Source organism: Streptomyces sp. NPDC005774 (assembly GCF_042871645.1).
In the GTDB taxonomy this organism is placed as follows: domain Bacteria; phylum Actinomycetota; class Actinomycetes; order Streptomycetales; family Streptomycetaceae; genus Streptomyces; species Streptomyces pratens.
Map to the genome: position 1 here is coordinate 1 of NZ_JBIAIV010000052.1, position 13,777 is coordinate 13,777.

Genomic DNA, 13,777 nt, shown 5'->3' on the forward strand with positions numbered 1-13,777 from the left:
CTGGCGGCGAATCCCAGCTCGTTGCCCTGCTCCGCAGGAGCTGTGTTTCCTCCCCGAGCTAAAGCACGGGGTATCCACACAGGAGGAAGAGATGAGTGATCTCCACATCCGCTGCGCCACCCTCTCCGACATCGACACCGTGCTGCAGTTCTGGAGCGACGCCGCGGAAGGAACGAGCATCAGCGACGACCACGACGGAGTGGCCCGCCTCATCACACGAGATCCCGAAGCCCTGCTCCTCGCAGAGAGCGACGACCTCCTCACGGGAACCGTCATAGCCGGCTTCGACGGATGGCGATGCTCCGCCTACCGTCTGGCCGTACACCCCGACCGCCGACGGCAAGGCATCGCCACCGCCCTGCTGGAAGCCGCCGAACAACGCTTCGCCGCCCTGGGCGGGCGACGCGTCGACGCCATGGTCCTGGAAGCCAACGAACAGGCCCACCACACATGGGCCGCGGGTGGCTACCATCGCGAGGACCACTGGCGACGCTGGGTCAAGCCACTGTAGATCCCGCACCGATGTTTGTGAGCAGCCAGGATTCGGCGGCTGGCGCTGCCACCTGTACCGCCTCGCGGTGCACCCGGACCACCGCAGGCAGGGCATCGCCTCAGCGCTGCCGGCTGCCGCCGAGGAGCGGTTCGCGGGCCTCGGCGGGCGCCGCGCGGACGCCATGGTGCCGCGGCGCAACGAGACCGTGCACCGCGCGTGGGACGCCGCCGGGTACGCGCCGGAGGAACACTGGCGGCGCCAGGTCAAGCCGCTGCCGGGCCACACTCCGGACGGCAGGCCCTGAGCCTGCGGGCGGACGGCGGACGACCTCGCCGGAGACCTTTGCTGGTCCTTTACTCTGGGAGGGTAACTCGGTCCTTCATGAAAGGTTGTGTGCGTCCGCCCATGGGCGAGCCCCCCAGTAGAACGCGGCATCGAAGTGCCCGACGTCGCCGCACATCACATCGCATACTCGTTCGCTTCCCGTTCGGCCGTGGGGCGGGGGTGGCCCGATGACCGAGGTGCTCCTTCTCCTGGTGGCGATCCTGCTCTCCTTCGCGTGCGGCGCGTTCGTCGCGGCCGAGTTCTCCCTCACCACGGTCGAGCGGTCCGACCTGGAACGGGCGGCGGAGCGCGGCGAGCGCGGCGCCCCCGGTGCGCTCAAGGCCGTACGGAACCTGACCTTCCAGCTCTCCGGTGCACAGCTCGGCATCACGGTCACCAACCTGGTGGTCGGCATGCTCTCCGAGCCGTCGATCGCCGCGCTGATCTCCGGTCCGCTGGAGAGCATCGGTGTCTCCGAGTCGGTGGCGAGTTCCCTGGCACTGGTACTCGGCACCGCACTGTCGACCGTCTTCCTGATGGTGGTCGGCGAACTGGTGCCCAAGAACTGGGCGATCTCGTCGCCGTTGGCCGTCGCCAAGAACGTGGGCAACGCGCAGCGCTGGTTCAGTGCCGCCTTCCGCCCCTTCATCTCGCACCTGAACAACACGGCCAACCGCATAGTGCGCCGCTTCGGTGTGGAGCCCGCGGAGGAGCTGGCCTCCGCGCGCGGCCCTCAGGAGCTGGCGGCGCTGGCCCGGCACTCCGCCAAGAAGGGCGCCCTGGAGGCGGACACGGCGGAGCTGTTCGTCCGTACCCTGAACCTCGCCGATCTCACCGCGGAGAACGTGATGACCCCGCGCGTCCAGGTCGTCGCGCTGGAGGTCCAGGCGACCTGCGAGGACGTGGCGAACGCGACCCGGGCGACGGGCCTGTCCCGGTTCCCGGTGTACCGCGGCACCTTCGACTCGGTGGTCGGCACCGCACACATCAAGGACGTACTGGCGGTACCCGCCGAGCGCCGCACCCGGGTCCCCGTGTCGGAGATGATGCGCGAGCCGCTGCTGGTCCCGGAATCACTCACCGTCGACCGGCTGCTGGACCGGCTCTCCGGCCGGCGCACCATGGCCGTGGTGATCGACGAGTACGGCGGTACGGCGGGCGTGGCCACGCTGGAGGACATCGTCGAGGAGGTCGTCGGAGAGGTCCGCGACGAGCACGACCCGCATGAGACCCCCGACCTGGCCCGGACGGGTTCGGACGAGGAGGGACACGACCTGTTCTCGGCCGACGGCTCCGCGCGCGTGGACCAGCTCGCGCGGGTCGGCCTGCGCGCGCCGGACGGGCCGTACGAGACCCTGGCCGGGCTCGTGGCCACCGAGCTGGGCCGGATCCCCGCCGTCGGCGACACCCTGGAGGTCGTCGGCTGGCGGATGGAGGTGCTGGACGCCACCGGCCGCCGCGCGGCACGCGTACGGCTGCACGCGCCACTCGCCGACGCGCACCCGCAGGACGCTGCTGACGAAAGCGTGGGCGCCAGGTCGAGCGCGGGGCCGGACGGCGGGACGGACGGCAGGAGACACGGCACGACGCGTGAGAAGAGGGCCCGGCGATGATTGCCGTACAACTGCTGATCGGTCTGGCGACGCTGGTCGTCAACGCCTTCTTCGTGGGTGCCGAGTTCGCGCTGATCTCGGTGCGCCGCAGCCAGATCGAGCCGTACGCCGAACAGGGCGACCGGCGCGCCAAGAACGTACTGTGGGGCCTCGAGCACGTGTCCGCCCTGATGGCGGCCGCGCAGCTCGGCATCACGCTGTGCACCCTGGTTCTCGGTGTGGTCGCGGAGCCGGCCATCGCGCATCTGCTGGAACCGGCGTTCCACTCGTTGGGCGTGCCGGCCGGCGCGGGGCACGCGGTGTCCTTCGTGATCGCCCTGTCGCTCGCGACGTATCTGCACATGCTGCTGGGCGAGATGGTGCCGAAGAACATCGCCCTCGCGGAACCCGTGCACAGCGCGCTGCTGCTCGGTCCGCCGCTGGTGGCGCTGTCCCGGGCGCTGCGCCCGGTGATCTTCACCATCAATGCCTTCGCCAACACGCTGCTGCGGCTGCTGCGGGTCGAGGTGCGCGACGAGATCGTGGCCACCTTCTCCGACGCGGAGCTGGCGCAGATGGTGAAGGACTCCGGCGAGGCGGGTCTGATCGACGACCGCGCGCAGGAACGCCTGAACGACGTGCTGGAACTCGGCCGCCGGCCGGTGCGGGACGTGGTGCTGCCGCTGGAGAGCGTGGTCTACGCGCGCGTGGGCGTCACTCCCGAGGGGCTGGAGCAGCTCTCGGCCGAGTCCGGGTACTCCCGCTTCCCGGTGGTGGACGAGGGCCGGCGGATCGTCGGCTACCTGCACGTGAAGGACGCCCTCAACGCCTCACCGCGCGACATGCCGTTCCTGCTGCGGGACATGCGCTCCATCGCACGGGTGCGGGAGAGCACGCCGATGGACGACGTCCTCACCGCGATGCGCGGCAGCCGTACGCACCTGGCGGCCGTGCTCGGGTCGGACGGGCGGCTGTCGGGGCTGGTGACGATGGAGGACGTGCTGCAGAAGCTGTTCGGCCAGCGGGCCTGAGCGGTCCCCGGCCGGGAGGACCGGCTGGCCCGGGCGGGGACGAAGGGACCCGGACGAAGACGGAGCGCGAGGGCCGACGTGCCTGGAGCAGGAAAGGAACCGACCGACCGACCAGCGGGTATGCGCACGGGATATCATCTCTGTCGCCATGCAGACGAACCCCACTCACACCAGCCTGGTCGCGGTCGGCGACTCCTTCACCGAGGGCATGTCGGACCTGCTGCCCGACGGTACGTACCGGGGGTGGGCCGACCTCCTCGCCTCGCGGATGGCGGCCGTCGCTCCCGGGTTCCGGTACGCCAATCTCGCGGTGCGCGGCAAGCTGATCCGCCAGATCGTCGACGAGCAGGTGGAGGTGGCGGCGGCCATGCGGGCCGACGTGGTCACCCTGGTCGGCGGGCTGAACGACACGCTGCGGCCCAAGTGCGACATGGTCATGGTGCGGGACCTGCTGACCGAGGCGGTGGAGCGGCTGGCCCCGCACTGCAAGCAACTGGTGCTGATGCGCAGCCCGGCCCGTCAGGGCCCCGTACAGGAGCGGTTCCGGCCGCGCATGGAGGCGCTGTTCACCTGTGTCGACGAGCTGGCCGAACGGCACGGCGCACTGGTCGTCGACCTGTACGGGGCGCCCTCGCTCGGCGATCAGCGGCTGTGGGACGTGGACCGGCTGCATCTGACGGCCGACGGGCACCGCAGGGTCGCGGAGGCGGTGTGGCAGTCGCTGGGCTACCCGCCCGAGGATCCCGAGTGGCAGCTGCCCCCGCCGGCCTCACTGCCGCCGGGCTGGACGACACGGCGCGCTGCGGACGCCCGGTTCGCCCGGCAGCACCTGCTGCCGTGGATCAGCCGCCGCCTCACCGGCCGCTCCTCGGGCGACGGTCGCCCGCCCAAGCGCCCCGAGCTGCTGCCGTACGACGTGCGGTGACGGCGGCAGACCGCCCCTCTCCTCATAGCTTCCTCCGAATCACCCGTGGCGCCGACCTGTATAAATCGCCAGTAAACTCCGTGCACTGAGGTAATTTCGGGATTCTTGAAGCGTTCTCATCTCGTCCGACCGAGCTGCGGTCCAGCCGAAGGCGAGGAGGCTCGAGTGGGAGCGGCACTTCTTCCTCGATGACGCGGACCGGGACGCCGCACACTCCTGCCCTGCCCCGGCCAGCCCGGCTGCACCAAGGTCCCGGTCACGGACCGTAATCCCCCTGTCAGCTCCTCCAGGCTGCCGCCGGGCGCCGGAGAGGGCAGAGTGGAGCCATGGCGCGGCCCTGGCCGTATCCCTGCGGCCATCGGGTCCTTCCCACCAGCCGACGCAGGTCAGGAGACCGCCCATGGCAGCAGGAGCGAGCAACACCACCGCGAATGCCAACTGGGGCAAAGCGAACTTCAACAACATCTACGACTGTCCCGACCCCCGCCCGTACTTCGCAACCCTGCGATCCCTCGAGTACCAGATACCCCACCATGGCCAGGCCGTCTTCCGGGCACTGGCCTATGCCCTGCGCCGGCTGCACCCCGACCGGACCCCGCTGAACGTGGTGGACCTGTGCTGTTCCTACGGGATAAACACAGCTCTCCTCAACTACCGTGTCACTCTGGCGGACCTGTCCACCCGGTACACCTCCCCCCACTTCTCCGCCCTGCCGGCCCGGCACCTCGCGGCCGAGGACCGGACCTTCTTCGCAGCGCGCCGCCACCCGGAAGCCGCAACGGCGACAGGCATCGACTCGGCAGCCCGGGCCGTCGGATACGCCCGCGCCGCCGGCCTGCTCGACCACGCTTTCGCGGAGAACCTCGAAGTCACCGAACCGAGCCCCGCCCTGCGCCGCACACTGGCGGGCACGGACCTCATCACCGTCACAGGCGGCGTCGGCTACGTCTTCACCCGGACCTTCACCAGGCTTCTCGACTGCATGCCGACCCCGCCGTGGGTCGCGGCGTTCGTGCTGCGCACCGTGCCCTACCGGCCGATCGCCGATCTGCTCGCCCGCTCGGGCCTGGTGACGGAGAAACTGCCCACCCGTACCTTCCGGCAGCGGCGCTTCGCCGACAGCGCCGAACGGTACGCGGCGTTCGACGCCCTGGCTGTGAACGGACTGCACACGGCAGACAAGGAAGCGGACGGCTACTACCACACCGACCTGTATGTCTCCCGGCCCGCTCCCGACATCGCGGCGCTGCCTCTCGCACGCCTGCTGTAACTCGAGGCGCGACGGCGAACCGTCGGTGCCTGGCTGGAACACCGGCACGGCGCTGGCCCGACACCCCCGACCCGCACCTGCTGATCAACAAGCAGACCGCGTTGGAGGCCGGCCCGATCAGCGGTGTCTCCGCCTCGGCGGCGCTTCGCGGCCAGAGCGTCACGCTGGATCGGCTCCACGTGACCGCCGGCTCGAAGAAGCACTCGTCCACGGCCCCGACCCGCTCCACCTCGCCGAGGTGTTCGGACTCGACGAGAAGACCGCGATCCGCTACGCGAACTCCGCACGCCGGCTCCTTGAGCGGTCCGCCGAAGCCGATACCGTGAGCGACGGCGGTGTCCGCCGGTACCGGCGGACACGCTCCTCTCATGCCGCGGCCGGGGGGCTGGGTGATGCGGCGACTCTGCGGTGTTCGGCGTTGATGCGCTGGGCTTCTTCGAGCTGGTCTTCAAGGATGACGATGCGGCAGGCGGCCTCGACGGGGGTCCCGTGGTCGACGAGTTCCCGGGCGCGGGCCGCGATGCGCAGCTGGTAACGGGAGTAGCGGCGGTGGCCGCCCTCGGAGCGGAGCGGGGTGATCAACCCGGCCTCACCGATGGCACGGAGGAAGCCCGGGGTGGTGCCGAGCATCTCGGCGGCCCGGCCCATGGTGTAGGCGGGGTAGTCGTCGTCGTCGAGACGGCCGAAGGAGTCGTCTGCTGTCATTGCACCTCTCTGTGGAACGCGTGGAGGGGCCCTGGTGCCAATGGCACCAGGGCCCCGAAGGAACTGCTACACCATCTGCCGGCCCTAGTGCTGCGCCGGCCTTCTGTGTCCGCAGACCCGACCGAGATGCTGTCGGGGGTGCGGGGATCGCGGTTGCTCGACCGGAGACCACCTCACTATCGATGTCCTGCGGTACCCGGGTCCAAGACGTTCGCCCGGGCGATCCTGATGGCGCTGAAGTCCTCCGTTCTTCCCTCTGAACCAATCACTTACCAAACGGGTACTGCGTACTGCTTGCACTGCTGATACTGCGAACTGCTGGTGGCCTCGCGAAGCGCCACTCTTCGACAGCCAGCCCCGTCGCCCGTCCTGCGCCTGCTCCGGCTTGGAACCCCACTGCCGAACCTCCCGGTGCGCGCGCCCGCAGCCGACGCCTTCACCGAGGTACTGCTCACTGACTTCACTGCGGGATACCGCGAACTGCACTTACCGGTACTGCCACCGCGTTGACCGCGGTCCTGCCGGCGGCGGCCCCTGATCACTGCGGGCCACCCGGTCCGGTCGTCAGCCCCGTCGCCGTCCTGCAACCGCTCTGGCTTCGGACCTCCACCACCGCACCGTCCTGCGCACTACGTACTGCAACTGCGTGTACCGCTGCCCGGCAGTTCATCTCTGCCGGGCCTTGCTCGATCTCGACTACGAGAGAAACCATAACCACACCACCGCCCAATGTCTACTCCGGCGGGCATAGGTTTCTGCGTGCTCGAACACGAGGTAACCCGCCTCGACCGGTCCCTTGATGGTCGGAGCAGCCCCGAAGCCCAGGTCCGGCGCTCGGAGTGACCCACAGCCGCGCAGCCTGCTCAGCCGGACGTTGCGAGCCGCTTCGTCCGGGAAGCCCCGGCGGTCGAAGCCGCCCAGCGCGACGCTTGTGCTCCAGGCAGGCCGCATCACGCCGAGCCCGCTGGTCCCACCGAATCGGGCAGCTCACCGAACAGATCCGGGGCTCGGAAGACCGTCTGGCCCGGCTCGTGGACCGCCACGCCCCGCAGCCGCTCACAGGGGTGGGCATCGGTCCGGACACGGCCGTCACCTTGCTGACCACGATGGGGGACAACCCGGAGCGTCCGGGCAGTGAGGCGTCCTTCGCCGCGCTGTACGGGGTCGGCCCCGTCGAGCGCTCCTCGGCAAACAGGCAGTACCGCCGCCTCAACCGCGGCGGCGGCCGGCAGGCCAACGCCGCCCTGCACCCGATCGTGCAGACCCGCCTGCGCTTCGACCCGCGCACCCAGGCGTACCACCAACGCCGCACCAAGGAGGGCAGGACCCGACGCGAAATCGTCCGATGCCTCGAACGCCACGCCACCCGGGAGGTCTTCCACCTGGTCAGACCCATACAGTCCGGGCCCGGCATAGGGGCTGTGTGTGAGACGACGAAGGCCCGCCGGAGTGCTCCGGCGGGCCTTCGTCGTCTCACACACATCTCACGGAACCGGTGGAGAGCCCAAGCCGGAAGGTGTCCGACCTGGTCTTTCCGGACTGCGTGGACGATTCGGAGTCTCCTTGGACGCCGGGTAAACTCCGTGCACGTGACTGCTGCGCCCGCCAAGCCCCGTATCCCGAACGTCCTCGCCGGACGTTACGCCTCCGCCGAGCTCGCCACGCTCTGGTCGCCCGAACAGAAGGTGAGGCTGGAGCGGCAGCTCTGGCTCGCCGTGCTGCGGGCGCAGAAGGACCTCGGTGTCGAGGTGCCGGACGCGGCGATCGCCGACTACGAGCGGGTCCTCGACCAGGTCGACCTGGCCTCCGTCGCGGAGCGCGAGAAGGTCACCCGGCACGATGTGAAGGCGCGGATCGAGGAGTTCAACGACCTCGCCGGGCACGAGCACGTGCACAAGGGGATGACCTCCCGCGACCTCACCGAGAATGTGGAGCAGTTGCAGGTCCGGCTGTCGCTGGAGCTGATGCGCGACCGTACGGTGGCGGTGCTGGCCCGGCTCGGCAGGCTGGCCGGTGAGTACGGCGAGCTGGTCGTGGCCGGCCGCTCGCACAATGTGGCGGCCCAGGCCACCACGCTCGGCAAGCGCTTCGCCACCACCGCCGACGAGCTTCTTGTCGCGTACGGCCGGCTGGAGGAGCTGCTGGGCCGTTATCCGCTGCGGGGCATCAAGGGCCCGGTCGGTACGGCGCAGGACATGCTGGACCTGCTGGGCGGCGACGCGGACCGGCTCGCGGAGCTGGAGCGGCGGATCGCCGGGCACCTGGGGTTCGCCGAGGCGTTCACCTCGGTCGGCCAGGTCTACCCGCGGTCGCTGGACTACGAGGTGGTGACCGCGCTGGTGCAGCTGGCGGCGGCGCCGTCGTCGCTGGCGAAGACGGTCCGGCTGATGGCCGGGCACGAGCTGGTCACCGAGGGCTTCAAGCCGGGCCAGGTCGGCTCGTCCGCGATGCCGCACAAGATGAACACCCGCTCCTGCGAGCGCGTCAACGGTCTGATGGTGATCCTGCGCGGCTACGCCTCGATGACCGGGGAGCTGGCGGGCGACCAGTGGAACGAGGGCGACGTGTCCTGCTCGGTGGTGCGCCGGGTGGCGCTTCCCGACGCGTTCTTCGCGCTCGACGGTCTACTGGAGACGTTCCTGACGGTACTCGACGAGTTCGGCGCGTTCCCGGCGGTCGTCGCCCGGGAGCTGGACCGCTATCTGCCGTTCCTGGCCACCACCAAGGTGCTGATGGGCGCGGTGCGCGCGGGCGTCGGCCGTGAGGTCGCGCACGAGGCGATCAAGGAGAACGCCGTCGCCGCGGCCCTCGCGATGCGTGAGCAGGGCGCCGAGCGCAACGACCTGCTCGACAAGCTCGCGGCCGACGAGCGGATCCCCCTCGACAGGTCCGCGCTGGACGCGCTGATGGCGGACAAGCTGTCGTTCACGGGTGCCGCGAGCGCCCAGGTCGCCGCCGTCGTGGGCCGTGTCGACGAGATCGTCAAGCAGCACCCGGAGGCCGCCGCTTACACCCCCGGGGCGATTCTCTGACCCGCTCGCCCGGGTCCTGTCGTCAGCTCGTCCCGTCCGTCGCGAGACGGACGGGAGCGTGACGACAGGACCAGGGCGGGGCTGAAGGCCGGATGCGCGCGGCCCGGGTCAGATCATGTCCTCGCCGTTGCGGCGGGCGTCGAGCCACTCGCGGAAGAACCCACGGCTGATCACGAACAGGACGACGGCCACGACGACGGGCCACATCAGGACGTAGATACTCAGGGCAACGGTCACGGTGCCTCCTCTTGTCTCACTTGGTGTGGGTGACGGGCTCGAGCTCGTCCGCGTCCGCGTCCGGGGAGCCGCCGGTGCCCTTCCCCCGGCTCGGGATGCCGGGCGCTTCGCCGGCGGTCGCCTCGGCTGCGTCGCCGTCGTCGAAGTCGCCGGTGCGCTGCGCGATGACGGCGAAGTCGAATCCCTCCCGATTGCGTACGGACATGGCCCAGCAGATGACGGTGCTCACCGAGTAGGCGACGAGCGAACCGCACAGCGTCGCGTACTCGTGCAGGGATCCGATGGCGAACGGCGCGGAGGCCAACACGGCCAGCACACCGACGATCTTGGCCGCCTTGGCGCCCAGGAAGCCGAAGACCATCAGGCCGAGGACGACACCGATGCCGATGACCGCCAGCACGTCCACGACGATGCCGAAGGCACCGTCCACGGGGATCCAGCTGAAGCGCACGGGCAGGAACACCGCGAGCGCCGCGAGCACCGAGGTGGTGAACGCCTTGCTGGTGACCTTCTCCCAGTAGAAGCTGGCCAGCACTGGGAAGACGAGCGCGCCCCACAGCGCGCCGACGAAGACCAGTAGGTCGAGGATGCTCAGCTGGAGGCTGGCGAAGGTGACGGCCAGCGCGGTGGCCACCACCATGGTGATCCGGCCGACCAGCAGCATCGTCTTCGGGTTGGCCTTCTCCTTGCCGACACCCTGGCCGTAGACGTCGGCCATCGTGATCGACGCGAGGGCGGCGAGGTCCGCGTCGGCGGTGGAGGACAGCGCGCCGACGATCATGATGAAGAACAGGGCCAGCAGCGCGGGCGGCAGGTACTCGGCGGCCATCTCGGGGATGAGGTTGTTGAGGTCGCCACCGGACGGCTCGAAGCCCAGGTAGAGGGCCAGCACACCGAGCATGCCGATGCCGATCACCATGGCGCCGTAACCGATGGTCGCGGTGATGAAGGTCGGCTTGATCAGGCTCTCCTTCACCGCGAAAAGACGCTGGGCGATGGTCTGGTTGCCGATCGCGTAGGCCAGCACCGCGGCGATGTAGGGGGCGCCCTGCCCCATGAAAGCCTCGCTGGAGAAGAAGTTCCCCTGCTGCGGGGTCAGGTTGTCCGCGCCGGTCTCGAACGCCGCGGGGAAGCCGGCCGCGAAGAAGATGAACGGGACGATCACGGCCACGGCGCCGAGCATCGCGACGACCTGCACGAAGTCGGTCATGACGGAGGCGCGGAACCCGGACCACAACGTGTAGAGCAGAACACCCGCGGCGACGCAGATGACGCCCTGGATGAAGTTGAACGGCGACAGGAGCGAGATCAGCACGCCGCCGGCGATGAAGTTGGACATCAGGCTGATGAGGCTGCCGACGACGTTGGAGCCCGCGAGCATCAACTGACTGGAGCGGCCGTGGCGGGCGTACATGACTTCCGCCAGGGTGTGCGCCTTGGGGGCGACCTTACGGATGCGTCTGCCGAAGGGATAGATAAAAAGGATCATCAGGGCGCCCCAGAGCCCGTAGTGGATGGGGCCCGAGATGCCGTAGGTGTAACCCGACGTGGCGGACGCGTACATCGAGGCCGCCCAGATCCATGTCGCCGTCATGCTGGCGGCCGAGATGCCGAATCCGATGTTGTTGCCGGCCGTCATGTACCCGTCGGCGTTCTCCTCCTTCTTGCCGATACGGGTCGAGATCAGAAAGGTCCCCCCATAGAAGAGGACCAGCAAGCCAACAACAACCACGGCGCTGAACTGGGCTGTATCCGTTCCGCCCGACACACGCCACCTCCTTCGACTCATCGAGCCCGGCGTCAGCGACCGCACCGAGGACTCGCCCAGGGCATGCCAAACGCACCCACGCGCCGGAGGCGCAGGGATGTACTCCATCCCGCCACCCGGCGCGTCGTCGCTGAAGCCGGGGGCGCTCACAAAACAGCGGGCCCTTTGGGCCCGCAAATCAGTCACAGGACGTCAGCTTCTGCCGACGATGGCGACCTTCGGTCCTACCGGAGATCCACGGAGAGCTGCCCCGCAGTTACGCGAGGCAGCCACCTGATGTTTACACTTCAACACTGATTCTGTCCAGCTTCGTTATCCCCGCATCAGGCTCTTTGCAGCTCTTGCTTTACAAGTCACAACTGCGATGGACCGGACGATTTGACCCGAGACGATCCCCTGGCAACGTGAGGGTGTACGCAGGTGACCGGGTGACGTTGAGCGCCACTGAAGGGCCCTGAGGGACCGACGGCCGGGCCGCCGCTGGGCGGTCCGGGCCGGACGCCGGTACGGCGACACGGTGGCCCGGTCCCACGAAGCCGCCGCCCGACGGGCCGTGCTCCATCGGGAAAAGGCGGAAGCGCAGCCCGTCGATGAGGACGATGCATTGTGCGATGCTCATGGATTCGGTGAACCCGCCCGCACTGACACTTGACGTTTCATCAGGTTCCTGCCCGTCAGGCGTCCTGGCGGCGCAGCCTCCAGACCCCCGCCAGCAGCGCGGCGGCGGTCCACAGCGCGGTCACCCCGAGCCCCGACCAGGGGCCGAGCGGCCCGTCGTACGTCTGCTGGAGGATCACCTGTCCGGCCCGGTCGGGCATGAACTCAATGGCGGTGCCGGCCGCGTCCCCGATCACGAACGACACGATCAGGATGAACGGGATCAGTAGGGACAGCGTCGCCACTCCGCTGCGCAGCAGCATCGTGAGTCCGGCCGAGAACAGGGCGATCAGCGTGAGGTAGACGCCGCAGCCCACGACCGCGCGTGCCTGCTCGCCCGTGGTGAGCCCGTCCGCCGCAGGCCCCAGCGCCGCCCGCGCCGCGAAAAGGGAGGCCAGGGCGGTCAGCAGACCCACAGCGAGCACCGGTACGGCAATGGCGGTCGTCTTGGCCGCGAACCAGTGCCCGCGCTGCGGGACCGCCGACAGCGACAACCGCAGCCCGCCGCCCCGGAACTCGGCCGACACCACCATGGCGCCGAAGGAGATCGCGGCGATCTGCCCCACGTACACCCCGGCCTGGGTGGTGAACAGCAGGTCGAATTCCGATCCCGAGGTGTCCGACGCACCGGCGAGCACGGAGAACGCCGTGGTCGTCACGGACACCGCCACCAGCGTGCCCAGGAGCGAGCGGAGGGTGCGGATCTTCAGCCACTCGGAGTGGAGTACGGGTGTGAACGACATGGTCAGGCCTCCTGGGGAGATGCGGTGAACTCGGTCTCGGCTGCGGTGAGGTCCAGGTAGGCCTGCTCCAGCGTGCCCTCGTCCGCGGCGAGTTCGAGGATCGGTACGCCCGCGGCGGAGGCGAGGCGTCCGATGTCGTCCACGCGCGCGTGCTGCACGGTCCAGTGCCCGTCCCGCTGCTCGACGGCCTCGTGACCGTGCGGGGCGAGCGCGTCCTTGAGCGCGACGGGGTCGGTGGTCCGGATACGGACGGCGGGGCGCACCCGCGCCTCGATGAACGCGCGCACCGGGGTGTCCGCCAGCAGCCGGCCCCGGCCGAGGACGACGAGGTGGTCGGCGAAGGATGCCGTCTCGTTCATCAGATGGCTGGAGACCAGCACGGCGCGCCCCTCGTCCGCGAGCCGACGCAGCAACTGCCGTACCCACACGATCCCTTCCGGATCGAGCCCGTTGGAGGGCTCATCGAGCATGACCACCTCCGGGTCACCGAGCAGCGCGGCGGCGATGCCCAACCGCTGGCGCATGCCCAGGGAGTACGTCCGGACCTTGCGCGTGGCCGCCGAGGCCAGGCCGGTCTCCGCCAGCACCTCGTCGACCCGGCGGTCCGGGATGCGGTTGCTCGCGGCCAGGACACGCAGGTGGTCACGGCCCGTGCGGGAGTCGTGCGCGGCCTGCGCATCCAGCAGGGCACCGACGCGGCGCAGGGGTTCGCGCAGTGTGGCGTAGGCCTGGCCGCCGATGGTGGCGGAGCCGGATGTCGGCCGGTCGAGACCGAGCAGCAGCCGCATGGTGGTGGACTTTCCGGCGCCGTTGGGGCCGAGGAACCCGGTGACACGGCCGGGCGGGACGTGGAAGGTGAGATGGTCGACGGCGCGCCGGCTGCCGTACTCCTTGGTCAGGTCGTGGACGTCGATGCTGGTCATGTGTGCCAGCGTGGCCGCCGGCAGAGGGCACGCGCCTCCCTCGGAAGGGGAGACCGTCTCCCTCCTGCGGGGGAGGC

12 protein-coding genes and 1 pseudogene are annotated in these 13,777 nt (G+C 69.6%); 8 read left to right on the forward strand and 5 right to left on the reverse strand.

The genetic code is table 11. The features are described 5' to 3' along the window. Positions 1–91: 91 nt before the first annotated feature. The 6 genes from ACFYQA_RS32235 to ACFYQA_RS32260 all read left to right on the forward strand — a co-directional run bounded on the left by ACFYQA_RS32235 (position 92) and on the right by ACFYQA_RS32260 (position 5,635). On the forward strand, positions 92–511 hold the full coding sequence (locus ACFYQA_RS32235; protein WP_388925532.1) for a GNAT family N-acetyltransferase: 420 nt from the start codon (positions 92–94) through the stop codon (positions 509–511). Then, positions 462–797, forward strand: coding sequence for a GNAT family N-acetyltransferase (locus ACFYQA_RS32240; protein ID WP_388925535.1), 336 nt, complete (start codon positions 462–464; stop codon positions 795–797). The genes ACFYQA_RS32235 and ACFYQA_RS32240 overlap by 50 nt, the downstream gene beginning before the upstream one ends. Positions 798–1,005: 208 nt before the next feature. Continuing rightward, a complete protein-coding gene (locus ACFYQA_RS32245) occupies positions 1,006–2,430 on the forward strand; it encodes a hemolysin family protein (protein ID WP_388925538.1) in 1,425 nt (474 codons plus the stop codon). Further along, entirely contained in the window at positions 2,427–3,440 is a 1,014-nt protein-coding gene (locus tag ACFYQA_RS32250; protein ID WP_388925541.1) for a hemolysin family protein, read from the forward strand. Before ACFYQA_RS32245 ends, ACFYQA_RS32250 begins: the two co-directional genes overlap by 4 nt. Before the next feature lie 148 nt (positions 3,441–3,588). Continuing rightward, the gene (locus ACFYQA_RS32255; RefSeq protein ID WP_388925543.1) at positions 3,589–4,365 is read left to right on the forward strand and encodes an SGNH/GDSL hydrolase family protein; all 777 of its coding nucleotides are present in this window, start codon (positions 3,589–3,591) and stop codon (positions 4,363–4,365) included. Positions 4,366–4,765: 400 nt separating this feature from the next. After that, the gene (locus ACFYQA_RS32260; protein ID WP_388925546.1) at positions 4,766–5,635 is read left to right on the forward strand and encodes a hypothetical protein; all 870 of its coding nucleotides are present in this window, start codon (positions 4,766–4,768) and stop codon (positions 5,633–5,635) included. Between the two features lie 366 nt (positions 5,636–6,001). Here the strand turns inward: ACFYQA_RS32260 and ACFYQA_RS32265 are convergent, their stop codons facing one another. Continuing rightward, a complete protein-coding gene (locus ACFYQA_RS32265; protein WP_388925549.1) occupies positions 6,002–6,340 on the reverse strand; it encodes a MerR family transcriptional regulator in 339 nt (112 codons plus the stop codon). A gap of 1,064 nt (positions 6,341–7,404) precedes the next feature. Here ACFYQA_RS32265 and ACFYQA_RS32270 point away from each other — a divergent pair. Together ACFYQA_RS32270 and purB are read left to right on the forward strand one after the other, a co-directional pair. Continuing rightward, a pseudogene (locus ACFYQA_RS32270) lies at positions 7,405–7,632 on the forward strand (transposase); the annotation flags it as partial. 297 nt (positions 7,633–7,929) lie between these two features. Then, a complete protein-coding gene (gene purB, locus ACFYQA_RS32275; protein WP_388925651.1) occupies positions 7,930–9,372 on the forward strand; it encodes an adenylosuccinate lyase in 1,443 nt (480 codons plus the stop codon). 108 nt (positions 9,373–9,480) lie between these two features. Here purB and ACFYQA_RS32280 read toward each other — a convergent pair whose 3' ends face one another. The 4 genes from ACFYQA_RS32280 to ACFYQA_RS32295 form a co-directional block, all read right to left on the reverse strand. Beyond that, positions 9,481–9,609, reverse strand: a complete 129-nt coding sequence (locus ACFYQA_RS32280; RefSeq protein WP_388925552.1) for a putative transporter small subunit — start codon at positions 9,607–9,609, stop codon at positions 9,481–9,483. A 16-nt stretch (positions 9,610–9,625) separates the two neighbouring features. Then, positions 9,626–11,377 carry a sodium:solute symporter family protein gene (locus ACFYQA_RS32285; protein ID WP_388925555.1) on the reverse strand — a complete coding sequence of 584 codons (1,752 nt, stop codon included), beginning with the start codon at positions 11,375–11,377 and terminating at the stop codon, positions 9,626–9,628. A 674-nt stretch (positions 11,378–12,051) separates the two neighbouring features. Beyond that, on the reverse strand, positions 12,052–12,777 hold the full coding sequence (locus ACFYQA_RS32290; protein WP_388925558.1) for an ABC transporter permease: 726 nt from the start codon (positions 12,775–12,777) through the stop codon (positions 12,052–12,054). 2 nt (positions 12,778–12,779) lie between these two features. Continuing rightward, complete coding sequence (locus tag ACFYQA_RS32295) at positions 12,780–13,700, reverse strand: ABC transporter ATP-binding protein (protein WP_388925561.1); 921 nt, start codon at positions 13,698–13,700, stop codon at positions 12,780–12,782. Positions 13,701–13,777: the final 77 nt, after the last annotated feature.